Source organism: Roseateles saccharophilus, assembly GCF_004342485.1.
Taxonomy (GTDB): Bacteria; Pseudomonadota; Gammaproteobacteria; order Burkholderiales; family Burkholderiaceae_C; genus Pelomonas; species Pelomonas saccharophila.
Genome location: NZ_SMBU01000012.1, coordinates 1 through 24,690, shown reverse-complemented (window position 1 = coordinate 24,690; position 24,690 = coordinate 1). Strand labels below are relative to the sequence as shown.

Here is a 24,690-nt window from a genome sequence, read left to right as displayed (position 1 = left end):
CCATAGGTAGCGCATGAGCCTCTATCCCCAGCAGGTGCTGAAACGCGATGGCCGCCTCCAGGCCTTCGATGCCGGCAAGATCGCCCAGGCCCTGGCCGCCGCCGGCCGGGCCAGCGCGGAGTTCGGCGAGGACGAGGCGCGCTGGCTGACCGAGAACGGCGTGCTGCCCGAGCTGATGGCCCACACCCTGCCCGGCATCGAGCAGATCCAGGACGCCGTCGAGTCCACGCTGTTCGGTGCCGGCTGGCGCCGCACGCTGCGCGCCTACACCGTCTACCGCGAGCAGCACCGCCGCCTGCGCGATGCGCGCCAGACCCTGGTCGACGTGCAGGCGACGATGGACGAATACCTGCAGCAGCGCGACTGGCGCATCCAGGCCAACGCCAACCAGGGCTGGAGCCTGGGTGGGCTGATCCTGAACGTGTCGGGCAAGGTGGTGGCCAACTACTGGCTGGACCATGTCTACCCGCCCGAGGTCGGCCGCGCCCACCGCGAGGCCGACATCCACATCCACGACCTCGACATGCTCAGCGGCTATTGCGCCGGCTGGAGCCTGCGCACGCTGCTGCACGAGGGGCTCAACGGCGTGCCGGGCAAGGTGGAGGCGGGGCCGCCCAAGCACCTTTCAAGCGCGGTCGGCCAGATCGTCAACTTCCTCGGCACGCTGCAGAACGAATGGGCCGGCGCCCAGGCCTTCTCCAGCTTCGACACCTATCTGGCGCCCTATGTGCGCAAGGATGGCCTGAGCTACGAGCAGGTGCGCCAGTGCCTGCAGGAGCTGATCTACAACCTCAACGTACCCTCGCGCTGGGGCACGCAGACGCCCTTCACCAACCTCACCTTCGACTGGACCTGCCCGGCCGACCTCGCCGAGCAGGTGCCCGTCATCGCCGGCGAGGAGCAGTCCTTCTGCTATGGCGAGCTGCAGGCCGAGATGGACCTCATCAACCGCGCCTACATCGACGTGATGACGGCCGGCGACGCCAAGGGCCGCGTCTTCACCTTCCCCATCCCGACCTACAACATCACGAAGGACTTCGACTGGGCCCATCCCAACACCGAGGCCTTGTTCGAGATGACGGCGCGCTACGGCCTGCCCTACTTCCAGAACTTCCTGAACTCCGACCTGGAGCCGCAGATGGTGCGCTCCATGTGCTGCCGCCTGCAGCTGGACCTGCGCGAGCTGCTCAAGCGCGGCAACGGCCTGTTCGGCTCGGCCGAGCAGACCGGCTCGGTCGGCGTCGTCACCGTCAACTGCGCGCGCCTCGGGCATCTGTTCGCTGGCGACGAGGCCGGCCTGCTGACCCGCCTGGACCGCCTGCTGGAACTGGGCCGCGACAGCCTGGAGATCAAGCGCAAGCTGATCCAGCGCCTCATCGACCAGGGCCTCTTCCCCTACACGCGGCGCTATCTGCGCACGCTGCGCAACCACTTCTCGACGCTGGGCGTGAACGGCATCAACGAGATGGTGCGCAACTTCACGCGCGGTGAGTGCGACATCACGGCGCCTGAGGGCCATGCGCTCGCCGTGCGCCTGCTGGACCATGTGCGCGCGCGCATGGTCGAGTTCCAGGAGCAGACCGGCCACCTCTACAACCTCGAGGCCACGCCGGCCGAGGGCACGACCTACCGCTTCGCGAAGGAAGACCGCCGCCGCTGGCCCGCCATCCTGCAGGCCGGCACCGACGCGAATCCCTATTACACGAACAGCTCGCAGCTGCCCGTCGGCTTCACCGACGACCCCTTCGAGGCGCTGGAGCGCCAGGAGGAGCTGCAGCGCAAATACACCGGCGGCACGGTGCTGCACCTCTATATGAGCGAGCGCATCAGCTCGGCCACCGCCTGCCGCGAACTGGTCAGGCGCGCGCTGAGCCACCACCGCCTGCCCTATGTCACCGTCACGCCGACCTTCTCGATCTGCCCGACCCACGGCTATCTGAGCGGCCACCACGAGTTCTGCCCCAAGTGCGACGAGGAACGCCTCGCCCGCAAGCAGCGCGAATCCCAACCCCAACCCGCCTGAAGGACATCCCCATGAACGCTGTCATCGAACGCCAAGAACAGGACATCACGCTGAGCGACGAGGAACGCCAGCGCTGCGAGGTCTGGACCCGTGTGATGGGCTACCACCGGCCCGTCGCGAGCTTCAACATCGGCAAGCAGGGCGAGTTCGCCGAGCGTGTGCACTTCGAGGAGGCATGCGTGCCGTCGTGAGCGCCGACGCGCTGGCCGTTGCCGGCCTGCAGCCCTTCAGCAGCGTCGACCTCCCCGGCCGGCTCGCGGCCGTCGTCTTCCTGCAGGGCTGCCCCTGGCGCTGCGGCTACTGCCACAACCCGGCGCTGCAGGCGAAGGGCGAGGGCAGCGGGCCGCGGTGGCCGGCGCTGCGCGACTGGCTGGAAGACCGCCTGGGGCGGCTCGACGGCGTCGTCTTCAGCGGCGGCGAGCCGACGCTGGACCCGGCCCTGCCGGCCGCCATCGACGAACTGCGCGGCCTCGGCTATGCCATCGGCCTGCACACGGCCGGCCTCGCGCCGCGCCGCCTGGCCGCGCTGCTGCCGCGGCTCGACTGGGTGGGGCTGGACATCAAGGCCGCGCCCGGCGACGCGGGCTTGCACGACCGCATCACCGGCCGGCGCGGCGGCCTGCGCGCGGTGCGCGAATCGCTGGCCCTGCTGCAGGACAGTGGCCTGGACTTTGAGTGCCGCAGCACCGTCCATCCGAACTGGTTCGACGATGTCGGCCTGCTGCGCCTCGTGCGCGAGCTGGCTGATGTGCCCCGCCATGTGTTGCAGCTGGCCCGCCTGCCCGACGCGTCGGGCGCGCTGCGAACTCCCGTGGCCTGGCCGTCGCCGGCCCTGCTGGCCCAGGCGCGGGCGATCAGGCCGGGCCTGCAGCTGCGGGGCTGAGAAGCTCCCGGCAATGCGCGAGCAACGCCTCGGCCTGGGCCGGGTCGAAGTCGCCATGCTGGACCTTGCGCACGCCCTGCTCGTGCAGGCGCAGCTCGGTGCTGGCCGTCACGCCGACGCGGGCCAGGCAGGCGCGCACGCAGGCCAGCGGGCAGCCGTCGATGGCGAGGATGGGCCGGCCGCTCTCGGCCGCGCGCTGTGCGGTTCGCACTAGCGCCTTCACGCCGCCGCCGACGCCGGCGATGCAGGACATCTCCGCCGCGCCGCTGCGGTCCAGGCGCACGGCCAGGTGGTTGGCGAGCTGGGCCGCGCTGGAGCAGCCCGAGCAGGCGTAGACCAGCGGCAGTTCGCTCATCGCGCTCAGCCGATCAGCACCACCTCGCCGGCCGGGTTGAAGGGCAGCAGGCCGCCGAACTCGCCGGCCTCGACGCGCTTGACCAGCAGGTCCAGCATGCGCTGGATCTCGCTCGCGCTGGTGCGGCCGGCCAGCGCCGCGGTAAACAACAGGCTCCACGGCGGGCCGGCATCACGGGCCTCGGCGGCCAGGGCCGCGAAGTCGGCGAGCTCTTCGGGCGCCTTGTCCACGCACATCAGCGGGCGCAGCACGCCACCCTCGCCGGCCGCGTGGGCGGCCCGCTGGGCGGGCGTCGCGTCGGGCTCGCATTCGGCCGTGGTGAAGACCATCAGCAGCCGCTGCGGCTGGGTCTGAGCGCGGGCCATGGCCAGCAGGTCGTCGAAATGCTCGATGTTCATGGCCGCCACATTAGCGCGGGCGCGTGCCGGCGTGCGCCTCCGACGGACGAGGCGGGGGTCCGCCGAAGGGAGTAGGTCGGGGGTGCCTGCGTCCTGCCACGGCCGGATGGGGCGGGCCGGCTGCGCCACCCAGAATCGCCGCATGGACGCGAGGACCGCCCCTTTGCTTTGGATGCCGCGCGGCGCGGCCCAGTCGCAGCCGGCCGACGGCGCGCTGCGCGACCAGCGCCTGCGCCCCTGGCGCGACCTGCGCATCTCGCTGACCGACCGCTGCAACTTCCGCTGCGGCTACTGCATGCCGCGCAGCCGCTTCGGCCCCGGCCATCGCTTCCAGCCGCAGGCACATCTGCTGAGCTTCGAGGAGATTGCCCAGGTCGCCCGCCAGGCCCTGGCCCTGGGCGTGCGCACTCTGCGCCTGACCGGCGGCGAGCCGCTGCTGCGCCGCGACCTGCCCGAGCTGGTGCGCCAGCTGAGCCGCCTGCGCACGCTGGACGGCACGCCGCCCGACCTCGCGCTGACGACCAACGGCAGCCTGCTCGCCGGCCAGGCCCGCGAGCTGCGCGAGGCCGGCCTGGGCCGGCTCACGGTCAGCCTGGACGCCCTCGACGACGCGGTGTTCCAGCGCATGAACGATGTCGGCTTCCCGGTGGCCGAGGTGCTGCGCGGGCTGGAGGTGGCTGCGCAGGCCGGCTTCGAGCGCATCAAGATCAATATGGTGGTGCGTCGCGGCGTCAACGACGACGAGGCGCTGCCGCTGGCCGAACACTTCAGGGGCAGCGGCATGGTGCTGCGCTTCATCGAGTTCATGGACGCCGGCAGCCACAACGGCTGGAAGCTCGACGAGGTGTTGCCCAGCGACGAGCTGCGCGCGCGCATCCACGCGCACTGGCCGTTGCTGCCGCTGCAGGCCACGCGTGGCGGCGAGACGGCGCAGCGCTGGCGCTATGCCGACGGTGGCGGCGAGGTCGGCTTCATCAGCAGCGTCAGCCACGCTTTCTGCGGCGACTGCACGCGTGCCCGGCTGACGGCCGAAGGCCGCCTCTACACCTGCCTGTTCGCGGCCCGGGGCCACGACCTGCGCCCGCTGCTGCGCGGCGCCCAGGGCGGCGAAGCCGAGCTGCGGGAGCAGCTCGCAGCGATCTGGGCCCAGCGGGCCGATGCCTATTCTGAGCAGCGTGAACGGCTGCGGGCCGAGCAGCACGAGCGCGCCGACATGCATGTGCTGGGTGGCTGAGCCCGCATGAGGCCGCAGCACTGGGACCCGCGGCGCCTGCTCGGCGCGCCGCACCGGCTGGGTTTCGCCATGGGTGCCGGGTTGATGAGCCTGATGGCGCTGTGGTGGCTGGCGGTGCTGGCGGCGTCGGCGCTGGGCCTGGCCCCGGGCTGGGCCGTGCCGCCCGTGCAGGCCCATGGCCTGCTGTTCACGCTGGGCTTCATGCCGGCCTTCATGGCGGGCTTCCTGTTCACCGCGGGGCCGCGCTGGCTGGCGCTGCCCGGCGTCGAGGCGCACGTCCTGCTGGCGCCGCTGCTGCAGTTCGGTGCCGGCTGGGTGGCCGTGCTGTTCGGCGTGCATCTGGCCAGCCCGCTGGCGGCCTTCGGCATGGCGCTCGCGGCGGTCGGCTGGCTGCGGCTGTACCTGAGCTTCGCGGCGCTGCTGCGCGCCAGCCGGGTGCCCGGCCGCCTGCACGCCCGCTGCATGCTGGCGGCCTGGGCGATGGGAGTGGCCGCGATGCTGCTGGCCTGCCGCGCGCTGGTCCAGGGTGATGCCGGGCAGCTGCGCGCCGCGACGCAGCTCGGCCTGTGGGCCTTCGTCGTACCCGTCTTCGTGCTGGCCTGGCACCGCATGATCCCGCTGTTCGCGGCCGCCGCGCTGCCGCGGCTGGAGGCCCTGGGCGAGCGCCGGCAGCTGCTGTTGCTGCTCGGTGGACCGGCGCTGATGGGCCTGGCCCAGCAGGCCTGGCTGCCGCCGTGCCTGCTGGCCCTGCCGCTGGCGCTGGCCGCACTGGCGCTACTGGCACTGGTGCTGCGCTGGCGGCGGGCTCAGCCCGCCTTGGGCGAGGCCGGCCGGCTGCCGGCCATGCTGCGCGGCGGCTTCGCCTGGCTGGGCCTGGCCCTGGCGCTGCAGGCCCTGTCGCTCGGGCTGCAGGCCGTTGGGCGGCCAGGCCTCGGGGCGGCACCCCTGCATGCCTTCACGCTCGGCTATCTGGGCTGCATGCTGGTCGCGATGGCCACGCGGGTGGTTGCCGGGCACAGCGGCCGGCCGATCGCCATCGACCGGATCGGCTGGCGCATCCATCGCCTGCTCCAGCTCGGCGTGCTGCTGCGCCTGGCCGCGGCGCTGGGCCCGGGAGGCGGTGTCGCGCTGCTGCTGGCCGCGCTGGCCTGGGCGGGCGTCGTTGCTGCCTGGACGTTGCGTTATGGGTTCTGGCTGGGGCTGCCGCGAGCCGACGGCAGGGCGGATTGAAGCGATGGATGCTCAGCTTGCCCAGCGATGGCTGCAGCGATTGCCGCTGTTCAGCGAGGCCGGCCCCGATTCGCTGCAGCAGCTCGCCGCAGCGGCGCGGCTGCAGACGCTGGAGAAGGGCGCGTTCGCGCTGCGCGCCGGCGATGCCTGCGGGGCCTTCTTCGTCAACCTCGGCCAGCCGGTGAAGCTCTTCGTGATCGCGCCCAATGGCAACGAGAAGGTCGTCGAGCTGGTCGCCGCGGGGCAGAGCTTCGCCGAGGCACTGATGTTCCTCGGCCGGCCCAGCCCCGTGCATGCACAGGCGTTGGGAGACACCCAGTTGCTGGTGCTGCCGCGCGAGGCCGTGCTCGGCGCGATGGCGGCGGACCAGCGCCTGGCGCTGCGCATGCTGGCCGGCCTGAGCCGGCGCCTGCACGGCCTGGTGGCCGACGTGCAGGCCTATGCGCTGCAGTCCGGCGTGCAGCGCGTTATCGGCTATCTGCTGCGCGACGCCGCCGGCCCCGGTGCCTGTACGGTCGAGCTGCCCGTCAGCAAGGCCACGCTTGCGTCGCGGCTGTCGCTGACGCCGGAGTATTTCTCGCGCGTGCTGCGCGAGCTGGAAGAGGGGGGGCTGATCGCCGTCGAGGGGCGCCGCATCCACATCGCTTCCGTCGAACGCCTGGCCGCCTACCCGCAGGGCTGAGCCGCGACCTGGGTGCGGAAGAGCAGGGCCTGGTCGCGCGGCCGGTCGATCTGCAGGCGCGCGTGCTGGTCGGGCATGCGCAGCCCCGCGTCGGCGACGAGTTCGCGCAGTTGGTCCATGGCCAGCTGCGGCGTGGCGAGCAGCACCAGGCTCAGCCGCCAGGGCCAGGCGGCCATGCCGGGCGCGCTGACGAGGCGGTCGACGTTGGCATGGGCCTGCAGCCGGGCGAGGCTGGCGGCCGGGGGCTCGATGTGCTTCCACAGCGCCAGCACGCCGGGCTGCGGCACGCGGGTGGGCGCGGGCTTCAGCGCCAGGCCGAGCAGCTGGTGGCCGCGTCGCCAGGCCTGCAGCTTGGCCAGCAGCTTGTACTCGCTGCAGCCGAGCTGGCGCGAGCATTCGGCGAAGGGCCGGGAGCACAGCTGCAGACCCTCCTCGAGGCGCTCCGCGAGCCGCGGGTCGTCGCAGGTCAGGCTGGTGTCGGCGGGCGGCGACGGCAGCCGCAGCCGGGCCGAGGGCTGGTGCTGCAGGCGCTGCAGCTGGCGGGCCAGCGCGGCCTCGTCCAGCGCTTCGATCTCGGCCCACAGCGTGGGCATGCCGGGTTGCGGCTCGCAGCGCTCGACTCGGATGCAGCCCGGCAGCGCCGCCAGGGCCGCGGCCAGGGCCGCACCGTCGGCCACGGGCTCGAAGGCGAAGCGCCAGCGCTCGCGGCGCAGGCCGTCGCCCCAGCAGGGCTGGATGCTCTGCAGGGCGCCGTTGCGGTGCAGCTCCTGGCAGACGCCCAGCAGTTCGCGCGGTGTGGAGCCGCTGCGCGCGGCCATCTGACGGAAGGGCGACGCATGCAGGGGGAAAGTCTGCTGCCAACCCTGCAGCAGGGTTTGGCGCAGGCTGGCGCAGCAGCTTGCATGAGGCGATGAGTCAGGCATGGTGAGCCTGAATGCTCGGCGCTGCGATCTGAAGCGTCCTTGATCTGCTTCAAGACTGTTCGCAGATGAGCGCCGGGATATCCCCCGGCCCGGTGCCCTCAGCCGTGCCAGCGCCGGGCCGCGCGGCGCACGACCTCGGGCAGCAGGCGGTGCTCGTCCTCGAGCTGGCGCAGCCAGGCGGCGTCGTTGCCGGCGCCGTTGATCTCGCGGCGCAGATATTGCAGCGCGGCCTCGGCCTGCAGGTCGCCGGCGTGCGGGTCCAGGCGCGCCAGCACGGCGCTGAGGTCGTCGCGCAGCACGCGGTGCTCGCTGGTCTCGGGGTCGACGAAGGTGCCGTCCAGCCCGAAGCGGCAGGCCTGGAAGCGGTTGAAGGTGTAGGGCAGGTAGTCGTCCTCGCTGAGCTTGAACGGTTTCTCCACCGTCATCCAGCGCGCCAGGCACTGGATGAGGCCGGCCAGGGCGGCAGCCTTCTCGATGGTCAGCGGCGTGTCCAGCACGCGGACCTCGATGGTGCCGAACTCGGGCTTGGGGCGGATGTCCCAGTAGAAATCCTTCATGCCCGAGACGACGCCGGTGCGCGCCATCTTCTCGAAGAACACGCCGAAGTCGTCCCAGGTCTGCACGAAGGGCGCGCGGCCCGACAGCGGGAAGGCGAACACCGAGTTCAGCCGTGCCGAGTCGAAGCCCGTGTCCTCGCCCTGCACGAAGGGCGACGAGGCCGCGAGCGCGATCAGGTGGGGGATGAAGCGGCTCATGCCGTGCAGCAGCACCAGGGCTTCGTCGGCACTGGGGCAGCCCACGTGCACATGCTGGCCGAACACGGTGAACTGCTTGGACAGGTAGCCGTACAGCGAAGAGAGCTCGTGAAAACGCGGCGTCTCGAAGATGCGCCGGCGCGTCCAGTGCTGGAAGGGGTGGGTGCCGCCGCCGCACAGGCTCACGTCCAGGCGCTCGGCGCAGTCCACCAGCGCGTCCCGGATCTGGCCCAGCTCCGACAACGCCTGGCCGTAGCCGGTGCAGACGCCGGTGGACAGCTCGATCATGCTGCTGGTGATCTCGGGCTTCACGTCGCCGGGGATGCTGCGCTTTTTCATCAGCCGCAGCAGGTCGCCCGAGACGGGCGCGAGGTCGTAGTCGTCGTTGTTGACGATCTGCAGCTCCAGCTCGACGCCCAGCGTCAGCGGTTGCGATTTGGAGAAGAGGCCCAGGCTCATCAACGGCCCTCCTTGTTGCGCGGGGCGCGTTGTGCCACGTGCGGCAGCTCGCCGGCCAGGCGCAGCGCCAGTTGCACGGCGATCGGGCCGGCCAGCTCCAGCACGGCGATGCTGGTCAGGATGATGGGCACCACGCCAGCCGCCAGGCCGGGCTCGGCGCGCAGCAGCTCGCTGAGCATGACGAGGGCGGTGGCCGACAGCGGCGTCATCGTGATCGACAGCGCCAGGCCCTGGCGCCAGCTTGCCTTGGCCGCGGGCGCCAGCGCGACGATGGCCAGCGTCTTGGCGGCACAGCGCGCCGCCAGCAGGGCCAGCGCCGCGAAGCCGCCGGCGAGCAGCGTCTGCGGCGTCCACGCCGAGCCGACGATGACGAAGAGCATCAGCACCAGCACGCCGCCCGAGGTGCCGAAGTGGCGCGGCCAGACCCAGGGCCGCTCGCCGGTGTTGCGCAGCAGCAGGCCGGCCAGCAGCGGCATCAGCAGCGTCGACACGCCGAGGGCGCGGGCCGCGACGATGGCGAAGGCGACCAGGCCGAACAGCAGCAACACGGCGCTCTCGTTGCGCAGGTCCAGCCGCCGCGCGACGAGGTAGACGGCCACGGCCAGCAGCGTGGCCAGGCCCAGCGTCGTCAGCAGCGAGATGGACAGGCCGGCCAGCGCCTGCGGCAGGCTGCCGCCGTCGCCGGCCGCCCACCAGGCGCGCATCAGCACCAGCGCGATGACGGCATACAGCGTGTTCAGCGCCGTCAGCACGTTGACGCGCTGCGTGACCTGGCCCTCGGCACCCAGCTCCAGCGCGACGCGGCCCGCCACGGCGGCCGGGGCCGGCATGGCCAGGATGGCGCAGGCCACGGCCGTCTGCCAGCCGATGTTCAGGAGGCGCAGCGCCAGGGCCACGGCCACCGCGCTGAGCAGGGCCTCGGCGAGGCTGGTGGCCGCGAGGCCGGGGTTGCGGCGCAGCCAGCGCAGGCGCACGCGGCAGCCGATCTCGAACAGCAGCAGGCCGAGCGCGAGGTCGCAGACCACCTGGGCCGCGCCGCCCAGCGGCATCGTGACGCCATGGCCCAGGGCCGCGGCGACGCAGCCGGCCAGCGTGTAGCCGACGACCCGCGGCAACCGCGTCGTCGCGGCGATGAACTCGCCCGCCAGCGCGCCGGCCAGCAGCACGCCCACGACGAACATCAGATCGCTGGACGGTGCGACAGCCAGGCTGGCCCAGACCCTAGTGCCACTGTCGAATGCAGTCATGCAGCTCCCTTCGAAAGTCGGGCCGAGTCTAGACCGATGGGATTCGGTCACCCTTGCGGCCTCCCGGACAATGGCGGGCATGCAAGTCGTCAGCGTCAACACCGCCCGTGCCGAGCACTTCGTCGCGACCGATGGCCAATCCCTGGCCTCGGCCATCCGCAAGCGTGCCCGCAGCGGGCCGGTGAATGTCGGCCCGCTCGGCCTGGACGGCGACGAGCAGGCCGACCCCAGCGTGCACGGCGGCCTGTCCAAGGCCGTCTACGCCTACCCGCAGGAGCATTACGAGTTCTGGACCACGGTGCGTGGCCAGGCCAAGGTGGCGGGCGCGCTGCAGCCAGGCGACTGCGGCGAGAACCTGACGCTCGCCGGCCTGCTGGAAAGCAAGGTCTGGATCGGCGATGTGCTGCGCTTTGCCGGCTGCGAGCTGGTCGTGTCCGAGCCGCGCTTCCCCTGCTTCAAGTTCAACGCCCACATGGGTTTCAACCAGGCGGCCAAGTTGATGGCCCAGAGCGGCTGGTGCGGCTTCTACCTGGCCGTGCGGCGCGAGGGCAGCATTGCGGCCGGCGAGGCCTTCGAGCTGCTGCCGGGGCCGCGCGAGGTCGGCATCGTCGAGCTGTTCAAGGCCAAGATGAGGAAATGATGCGCCCCTCGCCCAACCTCGCGTCGCTGTACGCGAGCGAGTCTGGTCGGTCTTGCAGACCGCGCCGCGACTTACTCCGCAGCTCTTCGGCAGGCACGGCGAGTCCACTGGACTCACCGTGTCCGGCCTCAGCCCCCGAGGGGACGGCGATGCCCGCGGCGTTGAGCCGCGAGCACATCGCCAGCGCGGGCCGGCTTGGGAGCGGCCCGGCGCTCGGCCCGCAAGTTCAGGGGGCTGCCGTATTGCGGCGCCGCGAACTGCTGGCGGCCGCGGGCCTGCTGCCGCTGGCCGCGCATGCCGGCACGGTGCTGAAGGTCGGCCCGCGTCGGGCCGTCAGGTCGCTAGCCGCGGCGGCCCGCCAGGCGCGCGACGGCATGCTGATCGAGATCGACGCCGGCGACTATGTCGGCGACGCCGCCGTGTGGACGCAGAGCGACCTGACGCTGCGAGCCGTCGGCGGCCGCGTGAGCCTGGTCGCCGCGGGCGCCCACGCCCAGGGCAAGGGCCTGTTCGTGACGACGGGCCGGCGCATGCGCATCGAGGGCCTGGACTTCAGCGGCGCCACCGTGCCGGACCGCAACGGCGCCGGCATCCGGCTGGAGGCCGGCTCGCTGACGCTGCTGGACTGCGGCTTCCGCGACAACGAGAACGGCCTGCTGACGGCCAACCAGGACGACATCGAGCTCGACATCGTCGACTGCGACTTCGGCACCATCCTGCCGCGCGAGGGCAAGACGCACAACCTCTACGTCGGTGCGATCAAGCGCCTGGCCGTCACGGGCAGCTACTTCCACCATGGCCTGCATGGCCATCTGCTGAAGAGCCGCGCGGCGCTGAACCACATCCTCTACAACCGCCTGTCCGACGAGATCGGCGGGCGGGCCAGCTATGAGCTGGAGTTCCCGAACGGTGGCGTCGCCGTCGTCATGGGCAACCTCATCGTGCAGAGCTCGACGACGGAGAACCCGCACGTGATCTCCTTCGGCGTCGAGGGCGCGACCTGGGCCAGGCAGGCCCTCTACCTCGTCAACAACACGCTGGTGGACCAGCTGCCCAGCGGCGGCATCTGGCTGCGCGTGACGCCGCCGCAGGCCGAGGTGGTGCTGGCCAACAACCTGCTCGTGGGCGGACCTAAGCTGGCGGCCGAGGGCTACTGGACGCGGCGTGCCAACTTCAGCGCCGACTGGAGCGAGTTCGTGCAGGCGGCACGCGACGACTACCGGCTCAAGCCGGACTCGGCGCTGCGAGGCAGGGCGCAGGAGGCCGGCGAGGGCGGTGGCCTGAAGCTCGCGCCGACGCGCGAGTACCGCCACCCGCACGGCACGGTGGCGCTCAGCGGGCCGGCGCGGAACCCGGGGGCTTTCCAGGGCTGAAGCCCAGTTGCTCGCTGGCCACGCGCTGCAACGCGCGCGCCGTCGTCGCGTCTATGCCGGGGTCGATGGCGGCCTGCTCGCCGCTGCCCAGCGTCGGCGGGTCGCGGCCGGTACCGGTGGGGCGGCCATCGAGGCCGGCGATGGCCGGCCGCTTGGGCGCATCGGCCTCGGCCATGTCGGGCCGCGCCCAGGTCGGTTCGAGATAGACGCGCGCGGCGGGGTTGGCGTCATCGAAGCCGGCCGTCAGGTCGTGCATGGCGGCGGCCTTGCCGCCCGGGACCTGGGCCGGCCGCAGCCTGCCCATGGGCTCAGGCCCGCTTCAGCTCGGCGGCGGGGTAGTCCGTATAGCCCTCGGCGCCGCCGCCGTAGAAGCTCTCCTTCTGCGGCGCGGCCCACGGCAGGTCGTGGCGGATGCGCTCGACCAGGTCGGGGTTGGCGATGAAGGGCCGGCCGATGGCCACGGCGTCCGCCCGGCCACTGGCCACGGCGTCCAGGGCCAGCGCGCGGTCGTAGCCGTTGTTGGCGATATAGGAGCCGCTGAAGCGGCGGCGCAGCGCCGCGTAGTCGAAGGGCGCGTTGTCGCGCGGGCCGCCGGTGGCGCCCTCGACGACCTCCAGGAAGGCCAGCTTCAGCGGGCTGAGCTGCTCGGCCACGTAGTTGAACAGGGCCTGCGGGTTGCTGTCCTGGCCGATGTCGTTGCTGGGCGTGACCGGGCTCAGGCGCAGCGCGGTGCGGCCCGCGCCGATGGCGCCGGCCACGGCCGTCATCACCTCGATCAGCAGCCGCGCGCGGTTCTCGATGGAGCCGCCGTATTCGTCGCTGCGGTCGTTGGCGCTGTCGCGCAGGAACTGGTCGAGCAGATAGCCGTTGGCGGCGTGCACCTCGACGCCGTCGAAGCCGGCAGCCATCGCGTTCTTCGCGGCCTGCACATAGTCGGCGATCAGCTGCGGGAGCTCGTGCGTCTCCAGCGCGCGCGGCGCGTCGGTCGGCACGAGCTCGCCATAGGCCGCGTAGGTGCGGGTCTTGGCCGCGCGGTGGGTGGACGACACCGGCTGCTGGCCGCCCGGCTGCAGGCTTTTCAGCGAGATGCGGCCCACATGCCAGAGCTGCACGACGATCCTGCCGCCCGCGGCGTGCACGGCGTCGGTCACCTGCTTCCAGGCGGCGACCTGCTCGGGGCTGTGGATGCCGGGGGTGTCGAAATAGCCCTGGCCGTCGGGGCGGATCTGGGTCGCCTCCGTGATGATGAGGCCGGCGCCGGCGCGCTGGCGGTAGTACTCGACATGCAGTGCCTGGGGCGTCTGCTGCGTCGCGCGGTTGCGCGTCAGAGGCGCCATGACGACGCGGTTGGCCAGCTGGATGTCGCCGAAGCGGACGGGATCGAAGAGGGTGGTCATGGGAGAGTGGGCGGAAGAAACGATGGCGCGCAGGCTACGCAGGCAGGCTCAGCCCTGCGCGGCGTGCGGTTGCTGGGGAGTGTGATATCCGCGCAGATGTCGGCGCCTTGATGAAACTCAAGGGCCGGGCTTGGCGACAATCCCCCCATGCTCGCCTACCGCCACGCCTTCCATGCCGGCAACCATGCCGACGTCCTCAAGCACCTCGTGCTGACCCGCGTGCTGCGCTATATGGGCGAAAAGGACAAGCCCTACACGCTGATCGACACCCATGCCGGCGCCGGCGGCTACTCGGTCGAGGGCCGCTATGCGCAGAAGAACGCCGAGTACGCGACCGGCATCGCCCGCCTCTATGACGACGTCGACAAGCTGCCCGCTCCGCTGGCCGACTATGTGAGCCTGGTGCGCGCCTTCAACCCCGACGGCCAGCTGCGCCAGTACCCCGGCTCCCCGGCCATCGCCAACTTCGTGCTGCGCGAGACCGACCGGCTGCGTGCCTACGAGCTGCACCCGACCGACCACCGCATCCTGGCCAGCTATCTCGAGAGCCGCCCCAACACCCAGGTCAGCGACCGCGACGGCTTTGCGGCCATCAAGGCCGAGCTGCCGTCGCCGACGCGCCGCGCGGCCCTGCTGATGGACCCCCCCTACGAGATCAAGACCGACTACGCCAAGGTGCTGTCGGCGCTGCGCGAGGCGCTGGAGCGGGCGCCGGACACGGTCGTCATGGTCTGGTACCCGCAGCTGCAATTGCTGGAGTCCACCCAGCTCGCGGCGCGCCTGAAGGCCAGCGCCGATGCCGCCGCCAAGAAAGGCTGGCTGCACGTGCGCCTGACCGTGACCCAGGCCGACGAGCGCGGCTTCGGCATGCTGGGCAGCGGCATGTTCATCGCGAACCCGCCGTTCACGCTGCACGACGAACTGGCCGAGTGCCTGCCGCTGCTCGTCGAGCGGCTGGGGCAGTACGACGGCGCCAACTACGTGCTGGAGCAGAAGGCGGTTTAGCGGCTGCGCTGGGTGGCTGCCGGCTTGCCTTTGCGGGGATGCTGTCGGCTCGGTGCGCCGGGTGGAAAACGCCCCCGGCAGAAGCCGGCCGGCCAATGTTTCGCGCCGGACACAATCTGCCGATTCCCTCGATACATCGCGGCGTTGCAATCGCTCCAATCCCAGCCGACGGAGCACGCATTGCACGACCACGACCGGGGCCTGGCCCACGACCTCGGCCGCCTCCAGCAACAGGCCCGTGAGCGCCGCGTCGCGCTGCGCTGGCTGTTGGGCGCGGGTGCGCTGACGGTGGGCGGCATCGTGCGCAGCGACATCCGCGCGAGCATCGCCGGCGCCACCGGTGTCGCCACGGGCGTGCCGCCACAGGTCATCATCGAGCTCGTGAACGCCAACGCCTCCTGCGCCGACCTGTCCGGCTACGCCATCTACCTCTGGCAATGCGATGCCGAGGGCCGCTACTCCATGTACTCCAGCGGCGCGACGGCCGAGAACGACCTGCGCGGCGTGCAGGCCACCGCCGGCGACGGCATCTTCAGCATCGCCGGTTCGGTCGGCGCGGGCTACGTGGCCAGACTGCAGGTGGGAATTGCCGCATGAACGGACATTGCCTCGTCGTCGATGACGACGCCGAGATCCGCACCAGCCTGGCGGCCTATCTGCAGGGTTTCGGCTGGCAGGTCGACGCGGCGGCGGACGGCGGGGCGATGCGCCAGCTGCTGGCCCAGGTCAAGGCCGACGTCATCGTGCTGGACCTGATGCTGCCCGGCGAGGACGGCCTGGCCCTGCTGCGCTGGCTCTCCACCCAGCCCGACGCGCCGCCGGTGCTGATGCTGACGGCGCGCGGCGACACGATGAGCCGCGTCATCGGCCTGGAGCTGGGGGCCGACGACTATCTGGCCAAGCCCTTCGAGCCGCGCGAGCTGGTGGCGCGGCTGCAGGCCCTGGTCAGGCGTACCAGCCGGGGCGGCGCGCTGCAGGACGACACGCGCATGCTGCGCTTCGGCCGCTGGCGCTTCGACCGCCTGGCGCGCCAGCTGCTGAGCGCCGATGACGTGGGCATCGCGCTGTCCAGCGCCGAGTTCCGCTTGCTCGCGGCCTTCGTGCAGCGCCCGGGCCGCGTGCTCGGCCGCGACCAGCTCATCGAGATGACCCGCGCGCCCGGCGTGAAGGTGAACGACCGCAGCATCGACCTGGCCGTGTCCAGGCTGCGCGCCAAGCTCGGCGACACGGCGCGCGAGCCGGCGCTGATCCGCACCGTGCGCGGCGAGGGCTATCTGTTCGACGCCGAGGTGGTGCCATGCTGAAGCGCAAGAACTGGGACCGCCTGGGCCTGCGCCTGTTCCTGCTGATGTGGGGGGCGCTGGTGCTCAGCCATGTCAGCGCCTGGATGCTGGCCTCGCAGACCCTGCACGGCCCGGTCGGGACGCACGAGCGGCCGGCCCCGCATGCCGAGGACGGCGGGCCACCGATGCCGCCGCCGGAGGGCTTCGGCGAGGGCCCGCGGCGGCCCCATGAGCCGGGCGGGCACGAGGAGCATGAGCCGCACGGCCCGCCGGGCATGGCCTGGCATCTGCCGCTCGCGCCGTCTCTGCCGCCCTCGTTGCCCTGGCGCACCGGCCTGCTCGACTACGGCGTGCGCCTGCTCGTCATCGCGCTGGCGGCCTGGTGGGGCTCGCGCTGGCTGGCGCTGCCGGTGCGCCGCCTCGTCAGCGCGGCCCAGCGGCTGACGCCCGCGCTGGCCCAGGGCCGGCCCGCGCCCCGGTTGCATGAGGACGAGGGCACGTGCGAGGTGCGCGACGCCGCGGCCGTCTTCAACCGCATGGCCGCCGAGCTGAGCGGCCAGTTCGAGGAGCGCGGCCTGATGATCGCCGCCATCTCCCACGACCTGCGCACGCCGCTGACGCGCATGCGCCTGCGGCTGGAGACGGGCGAGGTCGAGGCCGGCGTGCGCGAGCGCTGCGTGGACGACATCCGCGAGATGAACCGGCTGGTGGAGAGCGTCATCGAGGTCTTCCGCCCGGCCGATGCGGCGCCGGCCCGGCGCGTCGACCTGTCGGCCCTGGCCCAGTCGGCCGTGGACGACCTCGCCGAGACCGGCGCCGCCGTCAACTTCGAGGGGCCGGCCGCGGTCGTGGCGGCCGACCCGCTGGCGCTGCGCCGCGTCATCGACAACCTCGTCGGCAATGCGCTGCGCTATGCCGGCAGCGCGAGGGTGAGCGTGGCGCTGTCGGCCGGCGTCACGCGCCTCGTCGTCGAGGACGACGGCCCCGGCATCCCCGAGGCCGAACTGCAGCGCGTGCGCCAGCCCTTCCGCCGCGTCGAGGGCTCGCGCAACCGCGCCACCGGCGGCACGGGTCTGGGCCTGTACATCGCGCAGCAGCTGGTGCGCCGGCAGGGCGCCGTGCTGGTGCTCGGCAACCGTCCCGAGGGCGGGCTCAGGGCCGAGGTGGTCTTTTAGCGGGGGTTCACCAGGCCCCGGTGTTGGGCATCGACGCCCAGGGCTCGGCCGGGGCGAGCGCGGGGCCGGCCTGCAGCAGTTCGACGGAGATGCCATCGGGCGAGCGCACGAAGGCCATGCGGCCGTCGCGCGGCGGGCGGTTGATCGTCACGCCCTGGTCGGCCAGCCGCTGGCAGGTGGCATAGATGTCGTCCACCGCATAGGCCACATGGCCGAAGTTGCGGCCGCCGCCGTAGGCCTCGACCTGGCCGCTGGCGTCGGGCCAGTTGTAGGTCAGCTCGATCTGGGCGTCCTCGTCGCCGGGTGCGGCGAGATAGACGAGGGTGAAGCGGCCGGCCTCGTGCTCGGAGCGCCTGACCTCGCGCAGGCCGAGGGCGTCGCGGTAGAACTTCATCGACGCGTCCAGGTCATGGACGCGGACCATGGTGTGCAGGTATTTCATGGCCGAATTGTCGGGGCGTCAGGGCTTTGCACCGGCCGCGGCGAGCGTCTCGGCCTGCTGCTCGGCATGCGTCTTCATGGCGAGCAGGCCGGCCTCGATCATCCGGGTGATGGCCGGCGCCATCGCATCGGGCAACAGGTCGGCGATCCAGGCGACCCGGCAATGCGTCCCGCCTTCATCGAAGACCTGGGCCGAGGCGTTGTGGTGCGTCAGCCGCCCGCCCGCGGCCGACCAGACGAGGCGGCGCGAGGCTCCATCGACGGTGACGATGAGTTCGCGAGCCTCGACGCCGTTGGCGAAGCGGATCTGGCGCGCGGCGTCGCCGTCCATCTCGCAGTGCGTGACGAAGCCGGGTGCGAGGCGGGTGTGCAGCGCGCCGATGTCGAGCAAGGCGTCCCAAAGGGCGGTGGCGGGGGCGTGGATGAGGATGTCGCGGTGGATGGAGGCCATGGCCATCTCCTGGAGTGATGGCCCATTCTGGTGGCGCGCCCGGCGGCGCGCCGGCCGGAAACGGACATCTCCAACCGTCGCCCGCGCGTCAGTAGTCCAGCCACTCCATCGGCGCGACGACGGCACTGCCGCGGATGCGCTCCAGCGTGGCCGTCATCACGTCGATGTTGTTGTCGAAGCTGCCATGGCTGGCGTCGATCTGGTCGCCGGTCTTGGTCGTGCGGACCTTGGGCGCCGTGACCTTGTTCAGCAGCGCGCCGCCGGGCCAGAGCTTGAGCCAGGCGGCGACGTCGGCATTGGGCGGGCCGGCCCATTGGTCGTCGACCCAGGCCGGGTCGGGCTTCATCAGCGCACGCTCCATGCCGAGCAGGGGCTGCTTGCGGATGTCGTCCAGCGCGCGCGACACGAGGTAGAGCAGGCTCTTGCCGTAGATGTCGCGCTCGGCGCTGGGCAGGCCATCGGCGCGCTCGTTGGCGTCGGTCAGCACGTTCAGGCGCAAGGCCTGCAGCGGCAGCACGCCGGCCTTGTGGGCCGCGCCGTAGTGCTGCACCGCGAAGCCGCTGGAGCAGGCGGCGGCATGCAGCTCGCAGCTGGCGACCTTGACGACGTCGGCGCCGGCCAGGCGGTCCAGCAGGTGGCCGAGCAGGATGGAGCCGGCCGAATGCCCGATGAGGTGGACCTCCAGCGCTTTGCCGCCCTTGGCCAGCGTGTCGCGCAGTTCGCGCAGCATGTGCGCGGCCAGGTCCAGCGCATGGCCGGCCACGCCGCCGCCCGCGGCGTTCTCGCGCATCTCGCTCCAGACGCCGCGCGCGAACTGGTGGCCCACGGCCTCGACGGCGCGGTCCTTGGCTTCGGCGGCGGCCTCGCGGAGCTGGTCGAGCACGCCCGCGCTGCGGTCGTCGTTGCCGCCGCCGATGACGCGGTGCTTCAGGTCCTCGAGCATGTCCGCCAGCGTCTCGCCGGGGCCGGTCTTCCAGGTGAAGAACAGCGGGTAGATGCCGTTGGCGAGGAAGTAGGGCGCCAGCACGCGGATGCGCTGGATGGAGTCGTTCTCGGAGTTCAGGCCACCATGGGCATAGACGGCGAGCTTCAGGGTCTTGCTCTGCTTGCCGGCCCCGCCGGCTTTCAGCCAGCCCATCGGCCGCTCGACGACGAGTTCCCGCGCCAGGCCTTCGCGGTCGGCGCGCGCGCGGGTGAAGTCGGTCGACATCAGCTGGCCGTCGTTGCCGGAGACCAGGGTGTGGGCGTAGGCCGCGGTCGTGCGCAGCGGCTGGTAGGGCTGGTGCGCGAAGACATGGTTGAAGGGCCAGGGGTCGTCGCGCGGGTTGTCCTCGACGCGCAGCGTCGCGCCGACCTCGGCCAGGCCGCAGCCTGCCGCGACGCGAAAGCCGCTGGCGGCGGGCGCTGCCTTGGCAGCCGTCTTGCCGGCGGGCTTGGCATCGGCCTGGGCGGCGCGCAGGTCGGAGAGATCCTGCGGCACGCCCAGGGCCACGGCCCAGCAGTCGGTGCCGTTGGTGACCCAGTCCTCGTAGCCGAGGATGGCGAAGCCGCTCGCGCCCCAGCCCCTGCCCCAGCTGTTCTGCACGACGAAGCCATGCTCGTTGAAGCCGACCAGCGCGAAGGCGTGGCCGCCGGTCTTGCGCGCCATGCGCTTGATGCGTGGCAGCTGGCCATGGTTGGCGGGCATGACGGTGGCGTCCAGGCCCCAGCCGTCGTGCACGGAGCCGGACACATAGACAGCGCCGATCTCGTAGATGGCGGCCTGTATGTCGACGACGCTCTTCTTGTCGACGCGGTAGTAGACGCCCAGCGGCCGGCCGGTCGCGTCCTCGTCCCAGCCCGGCGACGGGCGCACGAACACGCCGGCGTTGTTCTTGTCGATCGGGTAGGGCCAGAGGTCCCAGCTGCAGACGCCATGCTTGTGCCAGCCCTTGAGCGCGCCGCGGCAGGACGAGCCCTCGTAGTCCTGGCCGGGCCATTCGTCGTAGAGCTTGGCCAGCTCGTAGAACATGCGCGGGCTGACCAGGGGCGGCGCCTTGCTGCGCGGCGTGTCGAGGTGGCGCAGCCAGTAGAGGTAGTTGGTCACGCAGGCCAGGCCGAAGCCGGTGCAGGCGCCCTCGTTGCCCTGGTTCAGGATGCGGCCGGCCTTCACATAGGCGGGCAGCAGCTTCTTCAGGTCCGAATCAAGCGGCCAGCGCCCGGGCAGGGAGCGCAGCGGCGGGCGGTAGGGCAGGTCGCGCAGGTCGAGCCGGTCGGGGCGGGCGTCCAGCGTGGGCTTGGGCGCGTTGTCGTGGATCGCCGGTGCTGCCGCTGCGGGCCTGCTTTTTCTTGCCGGGCTGGCCATGGCTGTTCCTCCTGATTGATCGGCGCATCATGGCCGCGGGCCCGGGCCGGGACAAGACGGCCTGCCCGGCTGATCCCCAGGTTTGAGGTTGTCAGGGCCTGACCCGTGCCCAGCGCTCGTGGTCGCGCCGGCGGCCGCTGCGTCGGTGGCGCGGATCGCCGCCGCTTCACCGGCCCAGCGGCGCGATGCCCAGCCAGGCTGCGTGCGCCCAGAAGGCGAACAAGGCCCACAGCGCGACGCCGACGACGACGGTGGCCGCCGTGCCTGCCACGGTCGGCGGCGGCGACACCGGCGCCGGGCGGCGCCGCGCGGCACGGAAGACGAGGATGGACCAGACCAGGAAGCTGCCGAACAGCATCACGTCGGCCAGGCTGTTGTTGGCGATCAGGTGGGCGAAGGCCCAGACCTTGACCGCCAGCGTCATCGGGTGCTGCAGCCTGGCCTTCAGGTGGTTGCGCGGCACATAGGCCGCGGCCAGCAGGACCATGGCCACCAGCATCAGCGCCGCCGTCGCGTGGTGGATGCCGGGGATGCGCGGCCACAACAGGACGGGCTGCTGGCGCGCCTGCGAAAAGCCCCACAGGATCAGCCCGAAGCCGGCCAGGGACACCGCGGTGTAGAGGCCCTTCCAGCCCTTGTCGCCGAGGCGGGCGATGCGGCCCTCGCGCCAGGCGGGCGCGACGGCGCGGGTCAGGTGGATGCCGAGGAAAAGGGCGAGGCCGAGGGCAAGCCAGGTCATCGAGAGTCTCCGTTGGGGTCAGGTCTGTCTGTCGACGCGCAGCGCCAGCACGACCGAGCTGTTGGTGCGCAGCACGCCGTCGATCTCGCCGATCTCGTCGAGCAGCGCGTCGAGCCGGGCCGTAGTGTCGGCGCGCAGCAGCGCCATGTAGTCGAATTCACCGCTGACGCTGGCGAGCTGGCGCAATTCGGGCAGCTCTGATAGGCGCTTGACCACCTCGCGCCCGGCCTTGGGGCTCACCGTGATGCCGACGAAGGCCTGCACGCTGCGGCCGGCCTCGTCCCCGCCCAGCCGCGCCGTGTAGCCGACGATGCGGCCGCTGGCCTCCAGCCGGGCCAGCCGCGCGACGACGGTGGTGCGCGCCACGCCCAGCTTGCGCGCGAGCAGGGCCGTGCTCTCGCGGGCATTGGCCTGCAGCAGCAGGATCAGCCGGCGGTCGAGGTCGTCGGGCGTGGCGCCGGGGAGGGCGGGATTTACCTGTGTTTCATCCATATCGGCGAATCATCGCGACGAAACGTCTAATAATCAATTGATTTCGTCGGAGTAGTGCTTTATTTCGTCGTCGCTCCTGCCTAGAGTCCGCGCCAACGACAACCCTCTTTCGACGGAGCCTCCCATGAAGATCGCCCTGCTCGGCGCCGGCCACATCGGCCAGACCATCGCCCGCCTGCTGCACGCCACCGGCGACTACCAGGTCACCGTGCTCGACAAGAACCCCGGCTATCTGAAGACGCTGGCCGACGAGGGCATCGCCACCGCCGAGGTCGACAGCGACAACCGCGCCGCGCTGGCGGCCCAACTGCGCGGCAAGGATGCCGTCGTCAACGCGCTGCCCTACCACCTGGCCATCACTGCCGCCGAGCTGGCGCTGGAATGCGGCTGCCACTACTTCGACCTGACCGAGGACGTGGCCGCCACCAAGGCCATCAAGGAAATGGCCAAGGGCGCCAAGACCGCCTTCATGCCGCAGTGCGGCCTGGCGCCGGGCTTCATCGGCATCGTGGCCCACCACCTGGCCAGCGGCTTCGACGCGGTGCGCGACGTGCAGATGCGCGTCGGCGCGCTGCCGGCCTTCCCGACCAATGCGTTGAAATACAACCTGACCTGGTCGGTCGACGGTCTCATCAACGAGTATTGCCACCCCTGCGAGTCCATCCACGACGGCGAGACCATCGCCGCGCTGCCGCTGGAGGGCCTCGAGCACTTCAGCCTGGACGGCACCGAGTACGAGGCCTTCAACACCTCCGGCGGTCTGGGCACGCTGTGCGAGACCTGGGCGGGCAAAGTGCGCAACCTCGACTACAAGACCGTGCGCTACCCCGGCCACCGCGACCTGATGCAGTTCCTGCTCGGCGACCTGGGCCTGAAGGGCGATCAGGGCAATCTGAAGGACATCATGCGCAAGAGCATGCCGGCGACGATGCAGGACGTGGTCCTCGTCTTCGTGACGGTGTCCGGCATGAAGAACGGCGTGCTGCTGCAGGAGGTGTTCGCGCGCAAGATCTTCGCCACGCGCGACGGCGCCCAGCCGCTGAGCGCCATCCAGATCACGACGGCCGCCGGCATCTGCGCCGCGGTGGACCTGTTCCGCTCGGGCAAGCTGCCGCAGAAGGGCTTCATCCGCCAGGAGGAGGTCAGGCTGCCCGACTTCCTTGCCAACCGCTTCGGCTCGGCGTATCAACAGTCCCGCCAGGTGGAATCCATCTCCTGAGGACAATGTTCGTCATGAAGCAACAGACCCTCTCCCTCCTCGACGCCCTGGGCGTCCACCTGCCGCCCGGCGGCGACCTGAGCGTGCGCTCGCCCATCGACGGCGGCCTGCTGGCCCAGATCCCGACGGCCAGCGCCGCCGACATGAAGGCGGCCGTCGGCCGCGCCCACGAGGCCTTCAAGGCCTGGCGTGTCGTGCCGGCGCCCAAGCGCGGCGAACTCGTGCGGCTGTTCGGCGAAGAGCTGCGTGCGCACAAGGCCCAATTGGCCCAGCTCGTCTCGGTCGAAGCCGGCAAGGTCACCAGCGAAGGCCTGGGCGAAGTCCAGGAAATGATCGACATCTGCGAGTTCGCCGTCGGCCTGAGCCGCCAGCTGCATGGTCTGACCATCGCCAGCGAGCGCCCCGGCCATCGCATGATGGAGCAGTGGCTGCCGCTGGGCGTCGTCGGCATCATCTCGGCCTTCAATTTCCCCGTCGCCGTCTGGGCCTGGAACTCGGCCCTGGCCCTGGTGGCCGGCGACGCCTGCGTGTGGAAGCCGAGCGAGAAGACCCCGCTGACCGCGCTCGCCACGCAGGCCCTGTTCGAGCGCGCGCTGAAGGCCTATCGCGCCGCCGGCCATGCCGCGTCGGACGGCCTGTCCGAGCTGATCATCGGCCGCGCCGACGTCGGCGAAGCGCTTGTTGACGACGCCCGCGTGGCGCTGGTCAGCGCCACCGGCTCCACCCGCATGGGCCGCGCCGTCGGCCCGCGCGTGGCGGCGCGCTTCGGCCGTTGCCTGCTGGAGCTGGGCGGCAACAACGCCATCATCGTGACGCCCAGCGCCGACCTGGACCTGGCGGTGCGCGGCATCCTGTTCGGCGCCTACGGCACGGCTGGCCAGCGCTGCACGACGACGCGTCGCGTCATCGCCCACGAGAGCATTCACGACGCCCTCGTCGAGCGCCTGGAGCGCGCCCGCGCCCAGTTGCCCATCGGCTCGCCGCTGGAGCAGGGCACGCTGATCGGCCCGCTGATCGACGCCCAGGCCTTCGACGCGATGCAGTCCGCGCTGAAGGCGGCGCGCGAGCAGGGTGGCCAGGTCAGTGGCGGCGAGCGTGCGCTGGCCGAGCGCTATCCCGAAGCCTTCTACGCCGCACCGGCGCTGGTGCGCATGCCGGCGCAGACCGAGGTCGTCTGCCACGAGACCTTCGCGCCCATCCTCTACACGCTGAAGTACCGCACGTTGGAAGAAGCCATCGCGCTGCAGAACGGCGTGCCCCAGGGCCTGTCCTCGGCCATCTTCACGACCGACCTGCGCGAGGCCGAAGCCTTCATGAGCGCGGCCGGTAGCGACTGCGGCATCGCCAACGTCAACATCGGCACGTCGGGCGCGGAGATCGGCGGCGCCTTCGGCGGCGAGAAGGAGACCGGCGGTGGCCGCGAGAGCGGCTCCGACGCATGGAAGGCCTATATGCGCCGCACGACCAACACCGTGAACTATTCGAGCGAGCTGCCGCTGGCCCAGGGCGTGAAGTTCGACATCTGAGTCGACTTCGCCGGGGGAGGCCAAAAATTGGGCTATAGTCCGGCCTCCCTGAAAGCCCAGGTGGCGGAATTGGTAGACGCACTAGTTTCAGGTACTAGCGGGTAACTCCGTGGAGGTTCGAGTCCTCTCCTGGGCACCAAACAAAGCAAAAGGCCATCGCGAAAGCGATGGCCTTTTTGCTTTGGTGCCCAGGAGAGGACTCGAAGGGCGAGTCGTCGGGGACCGAGGACAAGCCGGTGGCTTGTCCGACGCCGCGACGAAGGCGTCGCGCTGGCGCGGCGCCGGCCGCCGGGGTCGCCGGAGGTGACCGAGTCCCCGCTGAACCTAGATCCGGCAGTTACCCCGTCGCTGGCAGCGCGTTGAGCGGCGGCGAAGGGGCAATGGACGGCGCGATGCGCTGGCAGATGTAGCGCACG

26 protein-coding genes and 1 tRNA gene are annotated in these 24,690 nt (G+C 71.4%); 15 read left to right on the top strand and 12 right to left on the bottom strand.

The features are described from left to right. The first annotated feature begins 13 nt into the window (after window positions 1–13). The 3 genes from EV671_RS12165 to EV671_RS12155 are packed head-to-tail and all read left to right on the top strand — an operon-like array spanning window position 14 to window position 2,906. On the top strand, window positions 14–2,023 hold the full coding sequence (locus EV671_RS12165) for a ribonucleoside triphosphate reductase (protein ID WP_132571603.1): 2,010 nt from the start codon (window positions 14–16) through the stop codon (window positions 2,021–2,023). A gap of 11 nt (window positions 2,024–2,034) precedes the next feature. Further along, window positions 2,035–2,214, top strand: a complete 180-nt coding sequence (gene nrdD, locus EV671_RS12160; RefSeq protein ID WP_132571601.1) for an anaerobic ribonucleoside-triphosphate reductase — start codon at window positions 2,035–2,037, stop codon at window positions 2,212–2,214. Then, on the top strand, window positions 2,199–2,906 hold the full coding sequence (locus EV671_RS12155; protein WP_132571599.1) for an anaerobic ribonucleoside-triphosphate reductase activating protein: 708 nt from the start codon (window positions 2,199–2,201) through the stop codon (window positions 2,904–2,906). The genes nrdD and EV671_RS12155 overlap by 16 nt, the downstream gene beginning before the upstream one ends. Here the strand turns inward: EV671_RS12155 and EV671_RS12150 are convergent. Both EV671_RS12150 and EV671_RS12145 read right to left on the bottom strand, forming a co-directional pair. Beyond that, entirely contained in the window at window positions 2,878–3,261 is a 384-nt protein-coding gene (locus tag EV671_RS12150; protein WP_132571597.1) for a putative zinc-binding protein, read from the bottom strand. The two genes, EV671_RS12155 and EV671_RS12150, sit on opposite strands and share 29 nt — an antisense overlap. Window positions 3,262–3,266: 5 nt before the next feature. Continuing rightward, window positions 3,267–3,659: a ribonucleotide reductase subunit alpha gene (locus EV671_RS12145; RefSeq protein WP_132571595.1), complete on the bottom strand. Its 393-nt coding sequence runs from the start codon at window positions 3,657–3,659 to the stop codon at window positions 3,267–3,269. A gap of 142 nt (window positions 3,660–3,801) precedes the next feature. Between EV671_RS12145 and moaA the strand changes: the two genes are divergently transcribed. Genes moaA through EV671_RS12130 form a run of 3 tightly spaced genes read left to right on the top strand, consistent with a single transcriptional unit; the run spans window position 3,802 to window position 6,805 of the window. After that, window positions 3,802–4,893, top strand: a complete 1,092-nt coding sequence (gene moaA, locus EV671_RS12140) for a GTP 3',8-cyclase MoaA (protein ID WP_132571593.1) — start codon at window positions 3,802–3,804, stop codon at window positions 4,891–4,893. Window positions 4,894–4,899: 6 nt separating this feature from the next. Then, window positions 4,900–6,123, top strand: coding sequence for an NnrS family protein (locus EV671_RS12135; RefSeq protein ID WP_132571591.1), 1,224 nt, complete (start codon window positions 4,900–4,902; stop codon window positions 6,121–6,123). Window positions 6,124–6,127: 4 nt separating this feature from the next. Beyond that, window positions 6,128–6,805 carry a Crp/Fnr family transcriptional regulator gene (locus tag EV671_RS12130; RefSeq protein WP_132571589.1) on the top strand — a complete coding sequence of 226 codons (678 nt, stop codon included), beginning with the start codon at window positions 6,128–6,130 and terminating at the stop codon, window positions 6,803–6,805. Here the strand turns inward: EV671_RS12130 and EV671_RS12125 are convergent. The 3 genes from EV671_RS12125 to EV671_RS12115 all read right to left on the bottom strand — a co-directional run bounded on the left by EV671_RS12125 (window position 6,790) and on the right by EV671_RS12115 (window position 10,189). After that, window positions 6,790–7,728 carry a hypothetical protein gene (locus EV671_RS12125; protein ID WP_132571587.1) on the bottom strand — a complete coding sequence of 313 codons (939 nt, stop codon included), beginning with the start codon at window positions 7,726–7,728 and terminating at the stop codon, window positions 6,790–6,792. The two genes, EV671_RS12130 and EV671_RS12125, sit on opposite strands and share 16 nt — an antisense overlap. A gap of 98 nt (window positions 7,729–7,826) precedes the next feature. Continuing rightward, window positions 7,827–8,942 (bottom strand): YbdK family carboxylate-amine ligase, encoded by a 1,116-nt coding sequence (locus EV671_RS12120; RefSeq protein WP_132571585.1) that lies wholly within the window; start codon window positions 8,940–8,942, stop codon window positions 7,827–7,829. After that, entirely contained in the window at window positions 8,942–10,189 is a 1,248-nt protein-coding gene (locus EV671_RS12115) for a cation:proton antiporter (protein ID WP_165917544.1), read from the bottom strand. The genes EV671_RS12120 and EV671_RS12115 overlap by 1 nt, the downstream gene beginning before the upstream one ends. Before the next feature lie 79 nt (window positions 10,190–10,268). Here EV671_RS12115 and EV671_RS12110 point away from each other — a divergent pair, with 79 nt between their 5' ends. Together EV671_RS12110 and EV671_RS12105 are read left to right on the top strand one after the other, a co-directional pair. Further along, on the top strand, window positions 10,269–10,829 hold the full coding sequence (locus EV671_RS12110) for an MOSC domain-containing protein (protein ID WP_132571582.1): 561 nt from the start codon (window positions 10,269–10,271) through the stop codon (window positions 10,827–10,829). Between the two features lie 149 nt (window positions 10,830–10,978). After that, window positions 10,979–12,202 carry a hypothetical protein gene (locus EV671_RS12105; RefSeq protein ID WP_132571581.1) on the top strand — a complete coding sequence of 408 codons (1,224 nt, stop codon included), beginning with the start codon at window positions 10,979–10,981 and terminating at the stop codon, window positions 12,200–12,202. On the opposite strand, the gene EV671_RS12100 is transcribed toward EV671_RS12105, so the two are convergent. Then, window positions 12,162–12,506, bottom strand: coding sequence for a hypothetical protein (locus EV671_RS12100; RefSeq protein WP_132571580.1), 345 nt, complete (start codon window positions 12,504–12,506; stop codon window positions 12,162–12,164). The two genes, EV671_RS12105 and EV671_RS12100, sit on opposite strands and share 41 nt — an antisense overlap. A 4-nt stretch (window positions 12,507–12,510) precedes the next feature. Continuing rightward, entirely contained in the window at window positions 12,511–13,599 is a 1,089-nt protein-coding gene (locus EV671_RS12095; RefSeq protein WP_132571579.1) for an alkene reductase, read from the bottom strand. Window positions 13,600–13,746: 147 nt separating this feature from the next. Between EV671_RS12095 and EV671_RS12090 the strand changes: the two genes are divergently transcribed. The 4 genes from EV671_RS12090 to EV671_RS12075 all read left to right on the top strand — a co-directional run bounded on the left by EV671_RS12090 (window position 13,747) and on the right by EV671_RS12075 (window position 17,062). Beyond that, entirely contained in the window at window positions 13,747–14,604 is an 858-nt protein-coding gene (locus tag EV671_RS12090; protein ID WP_132571578.1) for a 23S rRNA (adenine(2030)-N(6))-methyltransferase RlmJ, read from the top strand. A gap of 180 nt (window positions 14,605–14,784) precedes the next feature. Continuing rightward, a complete protein-coding gene (locus EV671_RS12085; RefSeq protein ID WP_165917543.1) occupies window positions 14,785–15,201 on the top strand; it encodes a peptidase associated/transthyretin-like domain-containing protein in 417 nt (138 codons plus the stop codon). After that, window positions 15,198–15,908, top strand: coding sequence for a response regulator (locus EV671_RS12080; protein WP_132571576.1), 711 nt, complete (start codon window positions 15,198–15,200; stop codon window positions 15,906–15,908). The genes EV671_RS12085 and EV671_RS12080 overlap by 4 nt, the downstream gene beginning before the upstream one ends. Continuing rightward, window positions 15,902–17,062 carry an ATP-binding protein gene (locus EV671_RS12075; protein ID WP_132571575.1) on the top strand — a complete coding sequence of 387 codons (1,161 nt, stop codon included), beginning with the start codon at window positions 15,902–15,904 and terminating at the stop codon, window positions 17,060–17,062. Before EV671_RS12080 ends, EV671_RS12075 begins: the two co-directional genes overlap by 7 nt. A gap of 7 nt (window positions 17,063–17,069) precedes the next feature. On the opposite strand, the gene EV671_RS12070 is transcribed toward EV671_RS12075, so the two are convergent. The 5 genes from EV671_RS12070 to EV671_RS12050 all read right to left on the bottom strand — a co-directional run bounded on the left by EV671_RS12070 (window position 17,070) and on the right by EV671_RS12050 (window position 21,529). Next, window positions 17,070–17,504, bottom strand: a complete 435-nt coding sequence (locus tag EV671_RS12070) for a VOC family protein (protein ID WP_132571574.1) — start codon at window positions 17,502–17,504, stop codon at window positions 17,070–17,072. Between the two features lie 18 nt (window positions 17,505–17,522). Further along, window positions 17,523–17,954, bottom strand: coding sequence for an SRPBCC family protein (locus EV671_RS12065; protein ID WP_132571573.1), 432 nt, complete (start codon window positions 17,952–17,954; stop codon window positions 17,523–17,525). Between the two features lie 88 nt (window positions 17,955–18,042). Next, window positions 18,043–20,298, bottom strand: coding sequence for a C1 family peptidase (locus EV671_RS12060; protein ID WP_132571572.1), 2,256 nt, complete (start codon window positions 20,296–20,298; stop codon window positions 18,043–18,045). Window positions 20,299–20,464: 166 nt separating this feature from the next. Further along, entirely contained in the window at window positions 20,465–21,037 is a 573-nt protein-coding gene (locus EV671_RS12055; protein ID WP_132571571.1) for an NnrU family protein, read from the bottom strand. An 18-nt stretch (window positions 21,038–21,055) separates the two neighbouring features. Beyond that, window positions 21,056–21,529 (bottom strand): Lrp/AsnC family transcriptional regulator, encoded by a 474-nt coding sequence (locus EV671_RS12050; protein WP_132571569.1) that lies wholly within the window; start codon window positions 21,527–21,529, stop codon window positions 21,056–21,058. Between the two features lie 124 nt (window positions 21,530–21,653). Here EV671_RS12050 and EV671_RS12045 point away from each other — a divergent pair, with 124 nt between their 5' ends. From EV671_RS12045 to EV671_RS12035, 3 genes are all read left to right on the top strand, one after another. Then, complete coding sequence (locus EV671_RS12045; RefSeq protein ID WP_132571567.1) at window positions 21,654–22,748, top strand: saccharopine dehydrogenase family protein; 1,095 nt, start codon at window positions 21,654–21,656, stop codon at window positions 22,746–22,748. 14 nt (window positions 22,749–22,762) lie between these two features. Then, entirely contained in the window at window positions 22,763–24,274 is a 1,512-nt protein-coding gene (gene amaB, locus EV671_RS12040) for an L-piperidine-6-carboxylate dehydrogenase (protein ID WP_132571565.1), read from the top strand. A 54-nt stretch (window positions 24,275–24,328) separates the two neighbouring features. Further along, window positions 24,329–24,413: transfer RNA gene (locus EV671_RS12035), tRNA-Leu, on the top strand. Window positions 24,414–24,690 lie beyond the last annotated feature (277 nt).